General features: G+C 62.6%; 17 protein-coding genes. 10 read left to right on the top strand and 7 right to left on the bottom strand.

Annotated features, from left to right (window positions below):
• Positions 1–13 precede the first annotated feature (13 nt).
• The 5 genes from xylB (at position 14) to JAB8_RS03505 (ending at position 6,064) form a co-directional block, all read left to right on the top strand.
• Entirely contained in the window at positions 14–1,498 is a 1,485-nt protein-coding gene (xylB, locus tag JAB8_RS03485) for a xylulokinase (RefSeq protein WP_217494194.1), read from the top strand.
• 2 nt (positions 1,499–1,500) lie between these two features.
• Positions 1,501–2,451: a transaldolase gene (gene tal / locus JAB8_RS03490; protein ID WP_070288484.1), complete on the top strand. Its 951-nt coding sequence runs from the start codon at positions 1,501–1,503 to the stop codon at positions 2,449–2,451.
• A gap of 65 nt (positions 2,452–2,516) precedes the next feature.
• The gene (locus tag JAB8_RS03495; RefSeq protein ID WP_121669532.1) at positions 2,517–3,452 is read left to right on the top strand and encodes an ABC transporter substrate-binding protein; all 936 of its coding nucleotides are present in this window, start codon (positions 2,517–2,519) and stop codon (positions 3,450–3,452) included.
• Positions 3,453–3,529: 77 nt separating this feature from the next.
• Positions 3,530–5,029, top strand: a complete 1,500-nt coding sequence (locus tag JAB8_RS03500) for a sugar ABC transporter ATP-binding protein (protein ID WP_070288485.1) — start codon at positions 3,530–3,532, stop codon at positions 5,027–5,029.
• Between the two features lie 24 nt (positions 5,030–5,053).
• The gene (locus tag JAB8_RS03505) at positions 5,054–6,064 is read left to right on the top strand and encodes a hypothetical protein (RefSeq protein ID WP_070288486.1); all 1,011 of its coding nucleotides are present in this window, start codon (positions 5,054–5,056) and stop codon (positions 6,062–6,064) included.
• A gap of 239 nt (positions 6,065–6,303) precedes the next feature.
• Here JAB8_RS03505 and JAB8_RS03510 read toward each other — a convergent pair whose 3' ends face one another.
• From JAB8_RS03510 to JAB8_RS03525, 4 genes are all read right to left on the bottom strand, one after another.
• Entirely contained in the window at positions 6,304–6,729 is a 426-nt protein-coding gene (locus tag JAB8_RS03510) for a GNAT family N-acetyltransferase (protein ID WP_070288487.1), read from the bottom strand.
• Positions 6,730–6,789: 60 nt separating this feature from the next.
• On the bottom strand, positions 6,790–7,785 hold the full coding sequence (locus tag JAB8_RS03515) for an NADP-dependent oxidoreductase (protein WP_070288488.1): 996 nt from the start codon (positions 7,783–7,785) through the stop codon (positions 6,790–6,792).
• Between the two features lie 84 nt (positions 7,786–7,869).
• A complete protein-coding gene (locus JAB8_RS03520) occupies positions 7,870–8,172 on the bottom strand; it encodes a Dabb family protein (RefSeq protein ID WP_070288489.1) in 303 nt (100 codons plus the stop codon).
• 127 nt (positions 8,173–8,299) lie between these two features.
• Positions 8,300–9,478: an acetyl-CoA C-acyltransferase gene (locus JAB8_RS03525; RefSeq protein WP_070288490.1), complete on the bottom strand. Its 1,179-nt coding sequence runs from the start codon at positions 9,476–9,478 to the stop codon at positions 8,300–8,302.
• A 228-nt stretch (positions 9,479–9,706) separates the two neighbouring features.
• Here JAB8_RS03525 and JAB8_RS03530 point away from each other — a divergent pair, with 228 nt between their 5' ends.
• A complete protein-coding gene (locus JAB8_RS03530; RefSeq protein WP_070288491.1) occupies positions 9,707–11,407 on the top strand; it encodes an MFS transporter in 1,701 nt (566 codons plus the stop codon).
• 110 nt (positions 11,408–11,517) lie between these two features.
• Here the strand turns inward: JAB8_RS03530 and JAB8_RS03535 are convergent, their stop codons facing one another.
• Positions 11,518–11,721, bottom strand: a complete 204-nt coding sequence (locus JAB8_RS03535; RefSeq protein ID WP_070218363.1) for a hypothetical protein — start codon at positions 11,719–11,721, stop codon at positions 11,518–11,520.
• A 115-nt stretch (positions 11,722–11,836) separates the two neighbouring features.
• Entirely contained in the window at positions 11,837–12,790 is a 954-nt protein-coding gene (locus tag JAB8_RS03540) for a LysR family transcriptional regulator (protein WP_070288492.1), read from the bottom strand.
• 110 nt (positions 12,791–12,900) lie between these two features.
• Between JAB8_RS03540 and JAB8_RS03545 the strand changes: the two genes are divergently transcribed.
• The 3 genes from JAB8_RS03545 to JAB8_RS03555 all read left to right on the top strand — a co-directional run bounded on the left by JAB8_RS03545 (position 12,901) and on the right by JAB8_RS03555 (position 14,589).
• Positions 12,901–13,140, top strand: a complete 240-nt coding sequence (locus JAB8_RS03545) for a DUF2798 domain-containing protein (protein WP_070288493.1) — start codon at positions 12,901–12,903, stop codon at positions 13,138–13,140.
• Positions 13,141–13,241: 101 nt separating this feature from the next.
• Positions 13,242–13,640, top strand: coding sequence for a VOC family protein (locus tag JAB8_RS03550; RefSeq protein WP_070288494.1), 399 nt, complete (start codon positions 13,242–13,244; stop codon positions 13,638–13,640).
• 100 nt (positions 13,641–13,740) lie between these two features.
• Entirely contained in the window at positions 13,741–14,589 is an 849-nt protein-coding gene (locus JAB8_RS03555; protein WP_070288495.1) for an alpha/beta fold hydrolase, read from the top strand.
• Positions 14,590–14,736: 147 nt separating this feature from the next.
• Here the strand turns inward: JAB8_RS03555 and JAB8_RS03560 are convergent, their stop codons facing one another.
• Positions 14,737–16,824, bottom strand: a complete 2,088-nt coding sequence (locus tag JAB8_RS03560; protein ID WP_070288496.1) for a 3-hydroxyacyl-CoA dehydrogenase NAD-binding domain-containing protein — start codon at positions 16,822–16,824, stop codon at positions 14,737–14,739.
• A 554-nt stretch (positions 16,825–17,378) separates the two neighbouring features.
• Between JAB8_RS03560 and JAB8_RS03565 the strand changes: the two genes are divergently transcribed.
• A complete protein-coding gene (locus JAB8_RS03565) occupies positions 17,379–19,442 on the top strand; it encodes a PAS domain-containing methyl-accepting chemotaxis protein (RefSeq protein WP_071654375.1) in 2,064 nt (687 codons plus the stop codon).
• The last annotated feature ends 3 nt before the right edge of the window (positions 19,443–19,445 follow it).

Here is a 19,445-nt window from a genome sequence, read left to right on the forward strand (position 1 = left end):
TATGCATCCAGCGATTTCCCTCGGTATCGACCTCGGTACCTCCGAACTGAAAACCGTGCTGATGGACGGCACTGGCACCGTGCGCGGCCAGGCCTCCGTGCGCATCGATACCAGCCGCCCGCAGCCGGGCTGGTCCGAACAAGCGCCGCAGGACTGGTGGGCCGCCTGCGTCAACGCGCTGGGCCAGCTGCGCACCGGCTGGCCGCAGGACTACGCGCGCATCGCCTGCATCGGCCTGTCGGGCCAGATGCATGGCGCCGTGCTGCTCGACAGCAACGACAACGTAATCCGCCCCGCCATCCTGTGGAACGATGCGCGCGCCGAAGCCGAGGCGGCGAGCCTGGCGCGCGACTATCCCGCCTACGCGGACGTAACGGGCAGCCTGCCCATGGCGGGCCTGACGGCGCCAAAACTGCTGTGGCTGCAAACGCACGAGCCGGCCGCGTTTGCCGCCGTCGCCTGCGTGCTGTCGCCGAAAGACTATCTGCGCCTGCAATTGACCGGAATCAAACTGACGGACATGTCCGACGCGGCCGGCACCCTGTGGCTGGACGAGGCCAACCGTGCCTGGTTCGCCCCCATGCTGGCCGCCTGCGGCCTGGTGCCCGAACAGATGCCGGCGCTGGCCGAAGGCGACGCCGCCACGGGCACCGTGCCGGCCGCCGTCGCAGACCAGCTGGGCTTGCGGATGGACGTGGTGGTGGCCGGTGGCGGGGGCGACAACCCCGTCTCGGCCGTGGGCATCGGCGCCGTCAACGGCGGCGACAGTTTCATTTCGCTGGGCACCAGCGCCGCCATCGTGTCCGTCACCGAGCAGCCGCTGGGCAACCCGGCCGGCGGCGTGCACAGCTTTTGCCACGCCCTGCCCGGCCGCTGGTATGCGATGGGGGCGATCCTGTCCGGCGCCAGCTGTTTGCGCTGGGCCACTGGCGTGCTGGGCCAGCCCGACGAGGCGGCGCTGCTGGCGATGGTGGAAAGCGCCCTGCCGCTCGACACGGCCATCGCACCGTCCGCGCCCCTGTTCCTGCCCTATCTGTCGGGCGAGCGCACGCCGCACAACGACCCGCAGGTGCGCGGCGCTTTTTTGCAGCTGGGCCACGACAGCACGCCGGCGCAGCTCGGCTACGCCGTGCTCGAAGGCGTGGCGTTTGCCTTGCGCGACGCCATGGCGGCCGTCATATCGACCGGTGCCGTGGTGCCCCACTGCATGCTCGTGGGCGGCGGCGCGCGCAGCCAGTACTGGGCGCAGCTGCTGGCCAATGTGCTGGGACGCGAAATGCGCACCTTGCACAACAGCGAACTGTCGGCCAGCCTCGGTGCGGCCAAGCTGGGCTTTGCGGCCATCGGCGACGCCAGCCTGCTGACGCAGGGCTTGCCCATCAAAAACACTTTCCTGCCCGATGCCGCGCACAGCGCAGCCTTGAGCATCCGCTACGGCCGCTACCGTAGCCTGTTTCCCGCCGTGCAAGCTCTGCACCAACTCAGTGATAAGGAATAGCAATGAATCAGCTGCAACAACTGAAGCAAACCAGCACCGTCGTCGCCGACACGGGCGACTTTTTGCAACTGGCCCGCTTCGCGCCGCAAGACGCCACCACCAATCCGTCGCTGATTTTAAAAGCCGTGCTGCAGCCCGATTACGCGCCCTTGCTGGAAAGCACGGTCGCAGCCCACAAGCATGCCTCGCTCGACGATATCGTCGACCAGGTGCTCGTGCGTTTCGGCCTGGAAATCCTGAAAGTGGTGCCGGGCCGCGTATCGACGGAAGTCGATGCCCGTTTGAGCTTTGACCGCGACGCCACCGTGGCCCGCGGACGCCGCCTGATCGCCCTGTACGAGCAAGCCGGCATTGGCCGCGAGCGCGTGCTGATCAAGGTCGCCGCCACCTGGGAAGGCATCCAGGCCGCGCGCGAACTGGAAAAAGATGGCATCTTTTGCAACCTGACCCTGCTGTTCGCATTTTGCCAGGCCGTCGCCTGCGCCGACGCGAAGGTGCGCCTGATTTCGCCGTTCGTGGGCCGCATCTACGACTGGCATAAAAAATCGCTGGGCGCGGCATGGGACGAAGCGGCGCGCAGCCGGTCCAACGATCCAGGCGTGCAATCGGTCACGCGCATCTTTAATTACTACAAGCAACATGGCATCGCCACGCAAGTGATGGGCGCCAGCTTCCGCAACGTGGGGCAGATCACGGCCCTGTCCGGCTGCGACCTGCTGACCATCAGCCCGGACTTGCTGGCAAAGCTCGAAGCGTCCAACGAACCGTTCGAGCGCGCGCTGGGCGCCGACCTGGGCGCGGCGCAGCCGGCCGTCACCTACGACGAGGCCGCTTTCCGCTACGCCTTGAACGACGATGCGATGGCCACCGAAAAGCTGGCCGAAGGCATCCGCGGCTTTGCCGTCGATGCGGGCAAGCTCGATGCCATGATCGAGAAATTGCGCAGCCAATAAGTTTGCACCCAGTTTTTTACCCGTAGCACCGTTTGTTTTTACAATAAAAACCCTTGGAGATCCTCATGAAAAAAGTCATTACCGCCACACTGCTGCTGTCCGCCGCCTGCGGCGCCTTCGCCGCCGACAAACCGCTGAAATCGATCGGCGTAAGCGTGGGCGACCTGGCCAACCCGTTTTTTGTCGCGATTGGCCGCGGCGCGGAAGAAAGCGCGAAAAAGCTGGGCGGCCCCGGCGTGAAAGTCACCACGGTGTCCAGCAAGTATGACCTGAACACCCAGGTGGACCAGATCGAAAACTTTATCGCCAACAAGACCGACATCATCATCCTGAACGCCGTCGATTCCAAAGGCATCGCCCCGGCCATCAAGAAAGCGCGCAATGCGGGCGTGGTCGTGATCGCCGTCGACGTGGGCGCCGTCGGCGCATCGGCCACCGTGATGTCCGACAACACCATGGCGGGCGACGTCTCGTGCGCCTACCTGGCCAAGCAGATCGGCGGCAAGGGCAATGTGGTGATCCTCAACGGCCCGCCCGTCACCTCCGTGATCGACCGCGTCAATGGCTGCAAGAAAACCCTGGCCGCGTTCAAGGATATCAAGATCCTGTCCGACAACCAGAACGCTGGCGGCAGCCGCGACGGCGGCATGACCGTGATGTCGAACCTGCTGACGGCCCATCCGAAGATCGACGGCGTGTTCGCCATCAACGATCCGACGGGCATCGGCGCCGAACTGGCAATCAAGCAATCGAAACGTACGGACGTGAAACTGATCACGGCCGTCGATGGCGCGCCGGACGGCCAGAACGCCCTGAAAAACAAGGCCGGCCTGTTTGCCGCCACCTCGGCGCAAAATCCGTACCGCATGGCCACCGATGCCGTGCAGATGGGCTACGACATCATGAACGGCCGCACGCCGAAACAGACCATGGTGCTGTTGCCGACCCCGGCCATCACCAAGGAAAACGTCGCCACCTACACGGGCTGGGTAAAGAACTGATCTGCCTGACCTGAACCACGTGGCGCCGCCGGCCAGTTCGCGGGCGGCGCCAGTTTCACCAGCAAGGAAGGACAGTCATGAGCGACAATATTATTTTTGAAATGCGCGGCATCGAGAAGCGCTTCGGCGCCACACGCGCGCTGCGCGGCGTGCACCTGACGGTGCGCAGCGGCGAAATCCATGCCGTGATGGGAGAGAATGGCGCCGGCAAGAGCACCCTGATGAAGATTTTATCGGGCGTGTACACCCCCGATGCGGGTGAAATCCTTCTCGACGGCAAGCCGATCAAGATCCGCAACCCGGGCGAGGCCCGCGCCCTGGGCATCAACCTGATTTACCAGGAACTGAGCGTGGCCAAGAACATGACGGTGGCGCAGAACGTCTTCATGGGCAGCGAACCGCAAGGCCCGTTCTGGACCGTCAAGGGCGGCGAAATGCGCGCGCGCACGAACGCCATCCTGGCCGACCTCGGTTCCCGCTTCGACGCCGATACCATGGTATCGACTCTGTCGATCGCCGAGCAGCAGCAGGTGGAAATCGCCCGCGCCCTCGTGCACGAAAGCCGCATCCTGATCATGGACGAGCCCACTGCCGCCCTGTCCGACCGGGAAACAGAACAATTGTTCCGCATCATCGAAGAACAGCGCGACAAGGGCCTGGCCGTGCTCTACATCAGCCACCGCATGGCCGAGGTGGAACGCCTGGCGCGCCGCATCACGGTGCTGCGCGACGGCGCCTATGTGGGCGAACTGGGCAAGGACGAACTGGATCAAAAGAAAGTCGTGCAAATGATGGTGGGCCGCCCCGCCGACGACTTTTATGCGCACCAGCGGCGCACCACGCGCGGCGCCGAGCGTTTGCGCGTGGACAAGGTAGCCGGTGGCAAGGTCAAGCCCGCCTCGTTCGCCCTGCATGCGGGTGAAGTGACGGGACTTGCCGGCCTGGTCGGCGCGGGCCGCACGGAACTGGCGCGCCTGATCTTTGGCGCGGACAAGAAACAATCGGGGCAAGTGTGGCTGGACGGCCAGGAAGTGCACATCCACCGGCCGCTGGCGGCGATACGCCATGGCATCGGCTATCTGCCGGAAGACCGCAAGAGCCTGGGCTTGTTCATGCAGTTGTCGGCCATGGAAAACATGTCGATGAATATCCTGTCCAGGCATGCGACGGCGGGCGTGGTCAACCGTGGCGCCCTGACGCAGCTGACGCGCGAGGCGATTGCCAACCTGAACGTCAAGGTCTCGGGCCCGGACGGCATCGTCGGGGGGCTCTCTGGCGGCAACCAGCAGAAAGTCTTGCTGGCGCGCTGGCTAGCCATCGCGCCGAAAGTCCTCATCCTCGACGAACCGACGCGGGGCGTGGACGTGGGCGCGAAGAGCGAAATCTACAAGATCATCCACCAGCTGGCGGACGCGGGCACGGCCGTCCTGTGCATTTCCAGCGAACTGGCCGAGCTGGTCGGTATCTGCGACCGCGTGATGGTGATGTGCGAAGGACGGCTGACGGGCGAAGTGACGGGCGACGATATCACGCAGGAAAACATCCTCGCTTACGCCACCCAGCTGGAAGCGGCATAAGAATAATCATTCAGGAGATAGACCATGACAACGAGTACCACCCGCGGCGCCTCGCGCGCCGGCGAACCCTTCAATGCATCTAACCTGATGCGCCGCCTGGGCATGCTGCCCGTGCTGGTCGTGCTGTACCTGGCCATGTATGGCCTGACCGTGTATTTCTCGGCCGATGGCACGTCCACGTTCATGACGAGCAACAACACCATGAACATCTTCCGCCAGGTGTCGATCAACATCGTGCTGGCCTCGGGCATGACCTTCGTCATCCTGACCAGCGGCATCGATTTATCGGTCGGCTCCGTGCTGGCCGTCTCGGCCGTGGCAGGCATGCTGATGTCCTTGTCTGCCCAGTTCGCCGGCTTTTCGATTCCCGCGTTTCTGATCGTCGGCTTGCTGCTGGGCGCGCTGAACGGCGTGCTGGTCGCCCTCGTCGGCCTGAACCCGTTTGTCGTGACCTTGGGCACCATGACGGCCCTGCGCGGCGCGGCCTATCTGCTGGCCGACGGCACCAGCGTGCTGAACACGGAAATCCCGAGCTTCGAATGGATGGGCAACGGCAGCTTCCTGGCCGTGCCCTGGCTGATCTGGCTGGCCGCGGCCGTCGTGCTGCTGACCTGGTTTATTTTGCGCAAGACCACATTGGGCCTGCATATCTACGCCGTGGGCGGCAATATCCAGGCGGCACGCTTGACGGGCATCAAGGTCGGTCTCGTGCTGATGTTTGTCTACACCATCAGCGGCCTGTTCGCGGGCCTGGGCGGCGCCATGTCGGCCAGCCGTCTGTATGCGGCCAACGGCAACTGGGGCACGGGCTATGAGCTGGACGCCATCGCGGCCGTCGTGCTCGGCGGCACGAGCCTGATGGGCGGCGTCGGTTCCGTCTGGGGCACCGTCATCGGCGCCCTGATCATCGGCGTGATGAACAACGGCTTGACGATCCTGGGGCTGTCGTCGTTCTGGCAGTATGTGGCGAAAGGTGTCGTGATCGTGCTGGCCGTGATCCTGGACAAATGGCGTCAGAGCCACGCGCAGAACTGATGGTGCTGGTGGTGTCGGGTTACGTGCTTCGCACTAACCCGACCTACCATGGCCGCCACAGGCCGGCGTAGGTCGGATTAGGACCGAAGGGCCGTAATCCGACAACACCTGATGGTGCTGGTGGTGTCGGGTTACACGCTTCGCGCTAACCCGACCTGCCATGGCCGCCACAGGCCGGCGTAGGTCGGCGTAGGTCGGATTAGGCCGCAGGCCGTAATCCGACAACACCGGAAGCACCGTTAAAACACCAGCCGCATCTCCACATGCGCAATCCCGGCCTCTTCAAACACGTCCCCCTGCTGCACGAAACCGTGGCGCGCATAGAATGGCGCGGCCACGGTTTGCGCGTTCAGCACCACCGCCGCATCGCCGCGTTCGCGCGCCTTGTCCATCAGCATGGTCAAAATGGCGCCGCCCACGCCCGTGCCGCGGCCCGGCTGGCGCACGGCCATGCGGCCGATGTGGCCATCGGGCAATAGCCGGCCCGTGCCGACGGCGTTGCCCGCGTCATCATAGGCCACGGCATGCAGGCAGACGGCGTCCATGTCGTCGAGTTCGATCTCGGCCGGCACTTTCTGTTCATCGACGAAGACTTCAAAACGGATGGCGGTGGCATCAAGGCCCAGGGTGGCCCAGTCGCCGAGGCGGATGGTGTGCTTGGTCATGGTGTAATGTAGAAAGAAACAGGCCGTTATTGTCGCACGGCCTGCCTTTCGAGAGGGAGATCAGCTGAGCTTGACCAGCTGCTTGCCGAAGTTACGGCCTTTCAACAGGCCAATGAAGGCTTCGGGCGCGCTGGCCAGGCCCTCTGCCACGGATTCGCGGAATTTCAGCTTGCCCGTCGCCACCAGGGTACCCAGCTCCGCCAAGCCTTGCGGCCAGAATTCCGGCTGCTCGGAAACGATGAAACCGCGCATGGTGAGGCGGTTGGTGAGGATGAAGCGCGCATTGTTGAGCGGCGTCGGTTCGCCGTTGTAGCCGGCTATCCAGCCGCACAGGGCCACGCGGCCAAACGCGTTGGTGCGCGCCAGGGCCGCGTCGAATACGGCGCCGCCCACGTTTTCAAAGATGGCGTCGATGCCGTCCGGCGTGGCTGCCGCCAGGTCGGCTTCCAAGTTGCCCGCCTTGTAATCGACGCAGGCATCAAAACCCAGCTCGTCGACGACATACGCGCACTTCTCCGCCCCGCCCGCGATGCCGACGACCCTGCAACCTTTCAGTTTCGCCAGCTGGCCCACGACGCTACCCACGGCGCCGCTGGCGGCCGATACCACCACCGTTTCGCCCGCTTTCGGCGCCATGATCTGGTTCAAGCCATACCATGCCGTCATGCCCGGCATGCCGACGGCGCCCAGGTAGGCCGACGCGGGGATGTGCGTCGTATCGACCTTGCGCAGCATCGTGCCGTCCGACACGGCCACTTCCGTCCAGCCCAGGGTCCCCACCACCGTGTCACCGACGGCGAACTTTGGATGCTTCGACTCGAGCACCACGCCCACCGTGCCGCCGATCATGGTTTCATCGAGCGCTTGCGGCGCCGCATAGCTTTTATTCGTGCTCATGCGCCCGCGCATATAGGGATCGAGCGACAGGAACTGGTTGCGCACCAGCAGTTGCCCATCCGTGATGGCGGGAATCTCGACAGTTTCCAGGCGGAAGTTATCCGGCTGCACTTCTCCCGTGGGACGCGAGGCGAGGACGATGCGTTGGTAGGTGGTCATAAGGGTTCCTGTTTGTGGGGTGAATTCAGAATTTAGCCCGTAACGCAAGAGCTGGGGTCAGACCCGGCGGGTCTGACCCCGGATTTACACTTCGTAATCCATACACTGCCGCGCTTCGCGCACGGCGCCAAAAAACGGCTTGATCTTCACATGCTCGGGATGGTTCTGGTAGGCATCGAGCGCTTCGCGGCTGGCGAACTCGCTGTACAGGACGATGTCGTAGGTCGCTTCCAGGCCCGGCTGGGCCACGGCTGCCTCGAATTTCAGGATGCCGGGGACCAGATCCGAACAGGAATCGAGCAGGGCTTTCAGTTTCAGGGCATTCGTGGCGCGGTCGGCGCCTTCGGCGTGGTCTTTGAGTTTCCAGAAAACGATGTGCTTGATCATGGTGGCAGGCTGCTTGTTTATTAATGAAGCATTACTGTACCCGCTATCGGCGTGCCTTGCAGAAAGTGAGCGGCAAAAGAAAACGGGCGGCACTCAGGCCGCCCGCAGACTGGCTGCCAAGCAAGCATCACAGCACTTCGAACAGCCCCGCCGCGCCCTGCCCGCCGCCGATGCACATGGTCACCACCACGTATTTGACGCCGCGGCGCTTGCCTTCGATCAAAGCGTGGCCCGTCAGGCGCGCGCCCGACACGCCGTATGGGTGGCCGACGGCAATCGCGCCGCCATTGACGTTCAGGCGGTCCATGGGGATGCCCAGGGTGTCGGCGCAATACAGCACTTGCACGGCAAACGCTTCGTTGAGTTCCCACAGACCGATGTCGGCCACCGTCAAGCCCGCCTTTTTCAGCAGTTTCGGAATCGCGTAGACGGGGCCAATACCCATTTCATCGGGTTCGCAGCCGGCCACGGCAAAGCCGCGGAAGATGCCCAGCGGCTGCAGGCCTTTCGCTTCGGCCACTTTCGAGTTCATCACGATGGCCATGGACGCGCCGTCGGAAAACTGGCTGGCATTGCCGGCGCTGATGACGCCGCCGGGCATGGCGGGGCGGATCTTCGCCACGCCGTCATACGTCGTGTCGGCACGGATGCCTTCGTCGGCGGCAATCGTCACTTCGCGCGACACCAGCATGCCGCTGGCCTTGTCGGCCACGCCCATGACGGTGGTCATCGGCACGATTTCCGCGTCGAACAGGCCAGCAGCCAGGGCGCTTGCTGCGCGCTGCTGGCTTTGCGCACCGTAGGCATCCTGGCGCTCGCGCGAAATCTGATAGCGCTTGGCCACGGTTTCGGCCGTCTGCAGCATGGGCCAGTAGACTTCCGGCTTGTGCTGCTGCAGCCAGACTTCCCTGTACATATGCGTGTTCATTTCATTTTGCACGCAGGAAATCGATTCCACGCCGCCGGCCGCATAGATATCGCCTTCGCCCGCGATGATGCGCTGCGCCGCCAGGGCGATGGCCTGCAAGCCCGAGGAACAGAAGCGGTTAACGGTCATGCCGGCCGTGGTGACGGGGCAGCCGCCGCGCAAGGCCACCTGGCGCGCGATATTGCCGCCCGTGGCGCCTTCGGGGAAGGCGCAGCCGACCAGCACGTCTTCCACTTCTTCCGCCTCGATGCGCGCGCGCTCGACGGCGGCCGCCAGTACATGGCCGCCCAGGGTGGCGCCATGCGTCATGTTGAACGCGCCCTTCCAGGACTTGGCCAGGCCCGTGCGGGCAGTCGATACGATGACGGCTTCATTCATGCTGTGTCTCCTTGTGGGGATATTATTGGGTGGGGTGTCTGCGGAATGAGAATAGCACATTTAAGTACGGTCGTTCGCAAAGTTGGAATGATCAGCAATTTGTAAGCTTGGTGTAAGTTTCAAGCAAGCATGACGTAAGGTTCGGAGAACACACTCGCCCCAAGCTGTTGCAAGAATGGTCAAAAAGACCTCGGCACCAGTTCACTATAAAACATAGGGAGACAAACCATGGCATCACCATCCGGCTCGGCCGACGTACGGAAAATGTCCACCAAGGGAACGCCGATTACGCCCGAGGAACGCAAGGTCATCTTTGCATCCTCGCTCGGCACCGTTTTTGAATGGTACGATTTTTACCTGTACGGTTCGCTGGCATCCATCATCGCCAAGCAATTCTTCATCGGCGACCCCACCACCACCTTCATTTTCGCGCTGCTGGCCTTTGCCGCCGGCTTCATCGTGCGTCCGTTCGGCGCGCTGGTCTTCGGCCGCTTGGGCGACATGATCGGCCGCAAGTACACTTTCCTGATCACGATTCTGATCATGGGCGGCTCCACCTTCATCGTCGGCTTGCTGCCGGGCCATGCGTCCATCGGCATCGCCGCACCGATCATCCTCGTCATCCTGCGCATCCTGCAAGGCCTGGCGCTGGGCGGCGAATACGGCGGCGCAGCCACCTATGTGGCCGAGCACGCGCCTGAAGGCAAGCGCGGCGCGTTCACGGCGTGGATACAGACGACGGCAACGCTGGGCTTCTTCCTGTCGCTGATGGTCATCCTGGGCACCCGCCTGGCGACCGGCGAGAAGGATTTCGAGGCCTGGGGCTGGCGCATTCCCTTCCTCGTTTCCGTCATCCTGCTCGGTATTTCCGTGTGGATCCGCTTGGCCATGAATGAATCGCCGGCATTTGCCAAGATGAAAGCCGAGGGCAAGACCTCGAAGGCGCCGCTGACGGAAGCGTTCGGAAAGTGGAAAAACCTGAAGATCGTCATCCTGGCCCTGATCGGCCTGACCGCCGGCCAGGCCGTCGTCTGGTACACGGGCCAGTTCTACGCCCTGTTCTTCATGATCCAGACCCTGAAAGTGGACCTGGCCACGGCCAACGTGCTCGTCGCCATCGCCCTGCTGCTGGCCACGCCGTTCTTCCTGTTCTTCGGCAGCCTGTCGGACCGCATCGGCCGCAAGTACATCATCCTCGGCGGCTGCCTGATCGCCGCCCTGACCTACTTCCCGATCTTCAACGGCCTGACCCACTTCGCCAATCCGCAGCTGGAAGCTGCACTGAAGAACTCGCCAGTGGTGGTGGTGGCCGATCCCGCTTCCTGCCACTTCCAGTTCAACATGACCGGCACCAAGAAGTTCCCGTCGTCGTGCGACATCGCCACGGGCTTCCTGTCGAACAGCTCGGTGAACTACACGAAGGAAGACGCGCCAGCGGGCAGCATCGCCAAGGTACGCATCGGCACGAAGGAATTTACGTCGTTTAACGCCGTCATGACGCCGGACGGCCTGAACTTCGATGCCGAGAGCAAGGCCCATGAAGCAGCGCTGAAGAAAGAAATCGGCGCCGGCATCAAGGAAGCGGGCTACCCTGCGAAAGCCGATCCAGACCAGATCAACAAGCCGATGGTCGTCTTGCTGCTGTTCATCCTGGTGCTGTACGTGACCATGGTGTATGGCCCGATCGCCGCCATGCTGGTGGAAATGTTCCCGACGCGTATACGTTACACGTCGATGTCCCTGCCCTACCATATCGGTAACGGCTGGTTCGGCGGCTTGCTGCCGACCACGGCCTTCGCGCTGGTGGCCTTCAAGGGCGATATCTATTACGGCCTGTGGTATCCGATCGTCGTCGCCCTGGCGACTGTCGTGATCGGCACCCTGTTCGTCAAGGAAACCAAGGACAACAATATCTACGCCGACGACTGATCTGATGCATGCCCCGGTCGCCAGGCCGGGGTCCGCAAAGCAAAACGCCGCTGACTGGTCAGCGGCGTTTGTTTTTTTAAGCAGCGTATGCGGCGCAGGCGGCGGCAAGCCTATTTTTCGCTCTTGCCCTTTTTCAGCTGGTCGCGCTGCTGCACGTATTCCTGGTAGCTGGTCTGGTTGCGCTTGCGGCAGGCGTTGCGGTCGTCGAAATTATTGAGGCTGTTGCAATACTCGCCGATCTTGTCCCGGTTCGCGTCATACAGTACTTCGCAGCCAGTGATGGCCAGCAAGAAGGGAACGATCAGATATTTCATTGCTACTCTCATGGATAGGGACGGATTGCGCGAAAAAACACCAGATTGCCCGCTGGATAAGCGTGCAGCTTTATCTTAACGCGATCCTGGCGAAAAGTACAAGCGCTCGGTATTACTAAATAGAAAGGATTCCCGGCGCGCCGCGCGCCAGGGCAGCCACCTCATCGGCACCGGCATCCTCATTCAACAGCGGGTTGGCCGCCGCAAACGCCGCCAGGTGCTCGAGCAGCACGCGCACGCGGGCCGGCAGGTAGCGCCGCTGCGTCCACACGGCGTACACGTGGCGCGGCTGCGGCATCCAGTCGGGCAGCACGCGCACGAGCGAACCACGCGCCACCTCGTCGCGGCACTGCAAAAGCGGGCACAGCAGGATGCCGATGCCCGCGTCGGCCATTTCCACGGCCAGGCGCATTTCGTTGACGCGCAGGCGCGCCTGCGGCTCGATCAGCATTTCGGCGCCGTCGCCGGGCCGCCGCAAGCGCCAGCTGCGCAGCGGTTCGGCCACGATCAGCTCGTGCCGCTCGAGGTCTTGCAAGTCGCGCGGCACGCCCGCGCGCGCCAGGTAGCCGGGCGCGGCCACCATCACCAGCGCGGCGCTGCCGAGGCGGCGCTGCATCAGCGAGGAATCGTCGAGCGCGCCCACGCGGATGGCCAGGTCGGCGCCGCTGCCCACGAGGTCTTGCAGCAGGTTCGACAGTTCCAGCTCCAGGCGGATATCCGGATACTGCTGCATGAAACTGACCCAGGCCGGCGTCAGCAAGCCGCTGGCAAAGTTCACGGGCGCCAGCACGCGGATGCTGCCCGAAACGGCCGACAGACTGGCGTCGAGCTGCTGCGTCGCCTGCCGCAGCGCGTGCACGAGGGGTCTGCACTGCTCGTAGTATTGCCAGCCTTCCGCCGTCGGCTGCAGGCGGCGCGCGCTGCGGTTCAGCAAACGGTAGCCGAGCTGGCTTTCCAGCTTCTGCAGCCGGCGCGTGACGGTGGCGGCGGGCAAGTCTTCCTTGACGGCCGCCGCATGCAGGCTGCCCGCCTCGACGATGGCGACAAACAGGGCTAGGTCATCGAGCATGATTCGTCAAGCATGATTGCATTTTCGGAATTTGAAATTAAAAATATGGCTCTAGTATAGATTGCTGCAAGTTGTTACGCTGCATATCTTCACCATTTTGAAAGTGCCCCATGTCCGATGCCCTGCGCCTGCGCTGCGTATTTGCCTTCCTGATGTCGCTGCTCATGACCCTGCTGATGAGCGCCTGGGTCACCTGGCTCAATATCGGCTTGCAGGCGGACTTCCTGCCCCGCTGGCGCCATGCCTTCTTTGCCGCCTGGCCCGTGGCCTTCTGCGCCGTGATGCTGTTCGCGCCCCGCGTGCAGCTGATGAGCCGCAACATCGTGGCGCGGCTCGCCCGCCACCCTTAACCAGCAGTCAACCAGCAACGGTATCACTCGGTCACTGCCGCCCACGGCCGCCCTGATCCGGGCTATGCTATGGCCGTCCTGTTTTTTACAGCGGAGTGCCCATGCTCGATCACGTATCCCTCACCGTCAGCGACCTGGAACGCGCCGAGCGCTTCTACGACGCCGTCTTTGCCGCGCTCGACGTGCCCAAGGTAGGCAGCGACCATGCCAACGCCTGGATAGGCTACGGCGAGCGCAGCGATGCACAGCACCCCGAGCGCAGCTACTTTTCCGTGCGCCTGGGCCCGCAGCCCGACGACGCGCCGCGCCGCCACTGCTGCTTCAAGGCCCCCTCGCGCGCGGCCGTGGAAGCGTTTTGGCAGGCCGGACTGGCGCATGGCGGCATCGACCTGGGCGCGCCCGGCCTGCGCCACTATCACGCCAGCTATTACGCGGCCTTTCTGTTCGATCCCGACGGCAACCGCATCGAAGCCGTCTGCCACCGCGCCGAGGCCGGCTGACAGGTGGGGAAATCCGGCTCTGTTCGGCATTTCCACTTCGAGACGATTTGCCTATAATGGCTGGCACGCCATACCGGTCCGTGAACAAAGAAGGAGATTCATGCATCATCTATTCATCGGCCGCCCCGCGCGCACCATGCTCCTCTCCAGCGCCGGCTTGCTGCTGGCAGGCTGTTTTTCCGGCTGCTCTCTGTTTCCATCCGCCCCGGCCACGCCAGGTGTGCCGGCCACTGCGGCCCTGCCCGACGCCAGCATCGCGTATACCCTGAGCGGCCAGGACGGCTTGCCCGTCGTGTTCCAGTCGGCCATGGGCGACGGCAAGGATGTATGGGCCAAGGTCGTGCCGGAAGTCGCCCGGCAGCACCGCGTGCTCGTCTACGACCGTCCCGGCTATGGCGACAGCCAGAAGACCACCACGCCGCGCGATCCCTGCACCATTGCCGCCCAGCAGCGCGCCCTGCTGGCGCAGGCGGGCCTGAAGCCGCCGTATGTGCTGGTCGGCCACGGCTTGGGCGGACTGTACCAGTATGTGTATGCCCGGCTGTACCCGCAGGACGTGGCCGGCCTGGTCCTGCTCGACCCCACGCACCCGCAGCAGTGGAACCGCCTGCAGACGGACGCGTCCACCTACGCCATGCTCGTGAAGACGCGGCGCAAACTCATGTTCAACAGTACGGAATCGGCCGAATTCGATGCCCAGACGCAATGTCTGCAACACGTCGACATGAACAGCCCGCTGCGCGTGCCCGCCATGCTGCTGGTGCGCGACAAGTTCGGCATCGAGGAAATGGGCTCGTTTGAAAACGTGGTGCGGGCGCAGGAAAAGGATTGGCAGCGCCTGTCCGGCGCGCCAGCCATCGAGCGCATCACGGGCGCCGGCTATTACATCCAGAAAGACAACCCCGTCATCGTCAACGAGGCGGTCAAGATGGTGGCGAAGAAGAAGTAAACATGCTTGCTGGCGTCCGTGGTGGTGTCGGATTACGCGGCGTGCCGCCGCTAATCCGACCTACGCCTCTACGAGGGCTCAAGAGCCGGGTAGGTCGGATTAGCGCGGCAAAGCCGCGCGTAATCCGACAATACTGTTGGCGTCGGCTTAGCTATTGAAACCCTTGCCCTCGCCCGCCAGCTTCACCAGCAGGGGCGCCGGCGTCCACGCTTCGCCGTGGCGGCCTTTGGCGTAGCCGGCGATCGTATCGAGCACGTTCGGCAAGCCCACCGTGTCCGCGTAGAACATCGGGCCGCCGCGGAACAGCGGGAAGCCGTAGCCCGTCAGATACACCATGTCGATATCCGAGGCGCGCAGGGCGATGCCCTCTTCCAGGATGCGCGCGCCTTCATTGACGAGCGCATACACGAGGCGTTCGACGATTTCCTGGTCGCTGATCTTGCGCCGCGTCACGCCGATGTCGGCGGAATGCTGAACGATCATCGCATTCACCTGTTCCGACGGATACGCCTTGCGGTCGCCCGCCTTGTAGTCATACCAGCCGGCGCCCGTCTTCTGGCCATAGCGTTTCATTTCGCACAGCAGGTCGGCCGTCTTCGAATACGTGACGTCCGGCTTTTCCACGTAGCGGCGCTTGCGGATGGCCCAGCCGATGTCGTTGCCGGCCAGGTCGCCCATGCGGAACGGGCCCATGGCGAAGCCGAACTTCTCGACGGCCTTGTCGACCTGCTCTGGCAAGCAGCCTTCTTCCAGCAGGAAGCCGGCCTGGCGGCTGTATTGCTCGATCATGCGGTTGCCGATAAAGCCGTCGCATACGCCCGAGACGACGCCCGTTTTTTTCAGCTTTTTCGACAGCGCCAGCGCCGTCGCCAGCACGTCCTTGCCCGTTTCCTTGCCGCGGACGATTTCCAGCAGCTTCATGACGTTCGCGGGGCTGAAGAAATGCGTGCCGATCACGTCCTGCGGGCGCTGGGTGAAGGCGGCGATCTTGTCCAGGTCCAGGGTGGACGTGTTCGAGGCAAGGATGGCGCCCGGCTTCATGACGGCGTCAAGCTGCTTGAAGACGGTTTCCTTCACGCCCAGCTCTTCGAACACGGCTTCGATGACGATGTCGGCTTGCGCGATGTCGGCATACGCCAACGTGCCGGAAACGAGCGCGATGCGCTGCTCGGCCTTCTCTTGCGTCAGCTTGCCCTTCTTGACCGTGTTTTCGTAATTCTTGCGGATCGTGGCCAGGCCCTTGTCCAGCGCTTCCTGCTTCGTTTCCAGCAGCATCACGGGAATGCCCGCGTTGGCGAAGTTCATGGCGATGCCGCCGCCCATGGTGCCGGCGCCCACGATGGCCGCGCTGGCGATCGTGCGCACGGGCGTATCGGACGGCACATCGGGCACCTTGCTGGCGACCCTCTCGGCAAAGAAGGCGTGGCGCAAGGCTTTCGATTCGGGCGACTGCACCAGCTGCATGAACAGTTCGCGCTCGTACTTCAAGCCATCGTCGAATTTCATCGTCACGGCGGCCGCCACGGCATCGACGCATTTGAGCGGTGCGGGGAACGGGCCAGACATGGCTTTGACGGTATTGCGCGAAAACTGCAGGAACGCTTCATGGTTCGGGTAATCGACCTTGCGCTCGCGCACTTTCGGCAGCGGGCGCACGTCGGCTATCTTCGTGGCGAAGGCCACGGCGGCGGCCAGCAAGTCGGCGCCGGGGGCGATGACTTCGTCGAACAGGGCCGTGCCGGCCAGTTTTTCGGACGCCACGGGCGTGCCCGAGACGATCATGTTGAGGGCCATTTCCAGGCCCAGCACACGCGGCAGGCGCTGCGTGCCGCCCGCGCCCGGCAAGATGCCGAGTTTGACTTCCGGCAAGGCCATCTGCGCGCCAGGCGCCGCCACGCGGTAGTTGCAACCGAGCGCCAGCTCCAGGCCGCCACCCATGCAGACGCTGTGGATCGCTGCCACGATGGGCTTGGTCGACTGTTCGACGACGTTGATCAGGGTGTGCAGGGTCGGTTCCGTGAGCGCCTTGGGCGAATTGAATTCCTTGATATCGGCGCCGCCCGAAAAGGCCTTGCCGGCGCCCGTGATGACGATGGCTTTGACGGACTCGTCCTCCAGCGCCTGGCGGATGCCGGCCACGGCGGCCGTGCGCGTCGCCAGGCCCAGACCATTGACGGGCGGATTGGCCAGGGTAATGACGGCAACGGCGCCGTTCACTTGATATTCAGCACTCATGTCTCTTCCTTATTGGTTTTGCTCAACGTATGAGGTGGTTGCAAGGGATGAAGCTTTACTATACCGCATAAAAGAACGCTCGTATTATTTTTGTACAGTGCGCACGGCCGCCAGCATGCTACGCCATGGTACAACATCGTTTGCGGATCGATTCTGCTACAAGCAGCAAACTCCGGCAGAAGCTATCAATTGGATATTCATTCAAATAACAAAACCACAATAATAATAACGTCGTTTTATTATGCGAAGGAATGCGTTTGTGATATGCCGGCATGGGGTAATTACGACAATTCTTACATTATTTATTCCCTCCCCTTGTTTTTCGCCAGACGCTGGGGAATAATAAAATTATTGATTCAAATCAATACTCTACAATTTATCTCCTATAGGCCAAGCGCAGAAAAAACATGGGCGGCAGTTCATTGCGCACATTCTCACCGATTATCACCAAATCACGGCCGATGCAATGACATTTTTGCCTTATACGGATAGCAGAAAAATAATAACAGCAGCCTTATCGCCCCCATTCCTCTTCTCATATCGAAGGACATACTATGGACGCAGCCAGCCATGTCAGCCCCACGCAGGATCTGGACTTAGAAGCGATAAATACTGCATTGAACCGTGTCCAGGCCGTCATCGAATTCGAACTCGACGGCACCATCCTGCATGCGAATGACAATTTCCTGCGTGTCGTCGGATACAGCCTGGCCGAGGTGCAAGGCAAGCACCATGCCATCTTCTGCGATCCCGAGTATGTAAAAACGGCGGAATACGCCAACTTCTGGGCCAAGCTGGCACGCGGCGAATTCGACCAGGGCGAATACAAGCGCCGCGCCAGGGATGGCCGCGAAGTGTGGATCAACGCTTCCTACAACCCCATCCTCGACGCGGACGGCAAACCGTATAAAGTCATCAAGTTCGCCACCGACATCACGGCCAGCAAGCACCGCAACGCCGATTACGAAGGCAAGATCGACGCCATCAGCAAGGCCCAGGCCGTGATCGAGTTCCGGCTCGACGGTACCATCATCCGCGCCAACGACAATTTCCTCAAGTCCGTCGGCTACACGCTCGACGAGATCGAAGGCAAGCACCACCGCATGTTTTGCGAGCCCGAGTACGCCAAGAGCGAGGAGTACGCGCAGTTCTGGCAAAAACTGGGCAAGGGCGAGTTCGACGCAGGCGAATACAAGCGCGTGACCAAGGACGGACGCGAAATCTGGCTCAATGCCTCGTACAACCCCATCTTTGACGCGGAGGGCCGCCCCTTCAAGGTAGTCAAGTTCGCCAGCGATGTGACGGCCCTGAAAAAGCGCAATGCCGAATACGAAGGCAAGGTCAGCGCCATCGGCAAGGCACAGGCCGTGATCGAATTCGACATGCAGGGCAAGGTGCTCGAAGCCAACGGCAATTTCCTCGCCGTCATGGACTATGACTTGAGCGATATCCAGGGCGAACACCACCGCATGTTCTGCGAGCCCGAGTATGCGGGCAGCGCCGAGTACAAGAAATTCTGGCAAAAACTCAACCGGGGCGAATTCGACGCGGGCCGCTACAAGCGCCTGGGCAACCATGGCAAGGTGGTGTGGATACAAGCGACCTACAACCCCATCCTCGACCTGAACGGCAAGCCGTATAAAGTGGTCAAGTTCGCCATCGACATCACGGACCAGGTGAACCTGGAAAACAGCATCCAGGCCAAGGCCGCCAACGACAGCCGCAAGGTCAATGCCCTGCTCGACTCGGTGGCGCGCGCGGCGCAAGGCGACCTGACCTGCCATATCGTGCCCGAAGGCGACGAACCGATCGATTTGCTGGCCGGCGGCATCAGCAAGATGATCGTCGACTTGCGCGGCGTCATCGGCAACGTGGTATCGGCGGCCAACGGCTTTGCCGAGGCTTCGCACACGATCGCCGAACGGGCCACGGGCGTAGCCGTGGGCACGCAGGCGCTGGGGGCCACGGTGGAAGAAATGAACGCCTCCATCGACGGCTTGACGTTTTCCATCAATTCCATCGCGGAAAACACTTCGAACGCCGATTCGCTGGCGAAAGCCACGCAGCAGGAAGCGGAATCGGGCGCGCGCGCCGTCGCCAAATCGATCGAGGCGATGGACCTGATCAACCGCTCGTCGGAAGACATCGGCGAAATCGTCAAGGTCATCAGCGAAATCGCCAACCAGACCAACATGCTGGCCTTCAATGCGGCCATCGAGGCGGCGCGCGCGGGCGAGCACGGCCTGGGCTTTTCCGTCGTCGCCGACGAAGTGCGCAAGCTGGCCGAGCGTTCCTCGCAGGCGACCAAGGAAATTTCCAAGCTGATCAACGAATCCGTCAAGCGGGTGTCCACCGGCAGCGAGATTTCGCGCCAGGCCAGCGACGCCTTCGACAAGATCGTCTCGGGCGTGGCGAAGACCACGCTGGCCATTTCCGATATCTCGAAGGCGGCCAACGAGCAGCTACTGACGGCGCGCGAAGTGTCGACGGCGATCCAGTACATCGCCGAGGAAACGGAAAAGTCGGCCGCCAACTGCGACAGCATCGCCCGTTCGACGGATGGCTTGAACGAGCGCGCGGGCAGCCTGAACCAGACTGTCTCCGGCTTCGTGGTGTAGGCC

The organism is Janthinobacterium sp. HH106, from assembly GCF_001758725.1.
In the GTDB taxonomy this organism is placed as follows: Bacteria; Pseudomonadota; Gammaproteobacteria; order Burkholderiales; family Burkholderiaceae_D; genus Janthinobacterium.

Excerpts from the sequence above, each read along its gene's own strand:
- JAB8_RS03540 (WP_070288492.1), bottom strand. The coding sequence starts at position 12,790 with ATGCTCGATGACCTAGCCCTGTTTGTCGCCATCGTCGAGGCGGGCAGC.
- JAB8_RS03515 (WP_070288488.1), bottom strand. The coding sequence starts at position 7,785 with ATGACCACCTACCAACGCATCGTCCTCGCCTCGCGTCCCACGGGAGAA.
- JAB8_RS03520 (WP_070288489.1), bottom strand. The coding sequence starts at position 8,172 with ATGATCAAGCACATCGTTTTCTGGAAACTCAAAGACCACGCCGAAGGC.
- JAB8_RS03525 (WP_070288490.1), bottom strand. The coding sequence starts at position 9,478 with ATGAATGAAGCCGTCATCGTATCGACTGCCCGCACGGGCCTGGCCAAG.
- tal (WP_070288484.1), top strand. The coding sequence starts at position 1,501 with ATGAATCAGCTGCAACAACTGAAGCAAACCAGCACCGTCGTCGCCGAC.
- JAB8_RS03495 (WP_121669532.1), top strand. The coding sequence starts at position 2,517 with ATGAAAAAAGTCATTACCGCCACACTGCTGCTGTCCGCCGCCTGCGGC.
- JAB8_RS03505 (WP_070288486.1), top strand. The coding sequence starts at position 5,054 with ATGACAACGAGTACCACCCGCGGCGCCTCGCGCGCCGGCGAACCCTTC.
- JAB8_RS03565 (WP_071654375.1), top strand. The coding sequence starts at position 17,379 with ATGGACGCAGCCAGCCATGTCAGCCCCACGCAGGATCTGGACTTAGAA.
- JAB8_RS03555 (WP_070288495.1), top strand. The coding sequence starts at position 13,741 with ATGCATCATCTATTCATCGGCCGCCCCGCGCGCACCATGCTCCTCTCC.
- JAB8_RS03545 (WP_070288493.1), top strand. The coding sequence starts at position 12,901 with ATGTCCGATGCCCTGCGCCTGCGCTGCGTATTTGCCTTCCTGATGTCG.
- JAB8_RS03530 (WP_070288491.1), top strand. The coding sequence starts at position 9,707 with ATGGCATCACCATCCGGCTCGGCCGACGTACGGAAAATGTCCACCAAG.
- JAB8_RS03500 (WP_070288485.1), top strand. The coding sequence starts at position 3,530 with ATGAGCGACAATATTATTTTTGAAATGCGCGGCATCGAGAAGCGCTTC.
- JAB8_RS03535 (WP_070218363.1), bottom strand. The coding sequence starts at position 11,721 with ATGAAATATCTGATCGTTCCCTTCTTGCTGGCCATCACTGGCTGCGAA.
- JAB8_RS03510 (WP_070288487.1), bottom strand. The coding sequence starts at position 6,729 with ATGACCAAGCACACCATCCGCCTCGGCGACTGGGCCACCCTGGGCCTT.
- JAB8_RS03560 (WP_070288496.1), bottom strand. The coding sequence starts at position 16,824 with ATGAGTGCTGAATATCAAGTGAACGGCGCCGTTGCCGTCATTACCCTG.
- JAB8_RS03550 (WP_070288494.1), top strand. The coding sequence starts at position 13,242 with ATGCTCGATCACGTATCCCTCACCGTCAGCGACCTGGAACGCGCCGAG.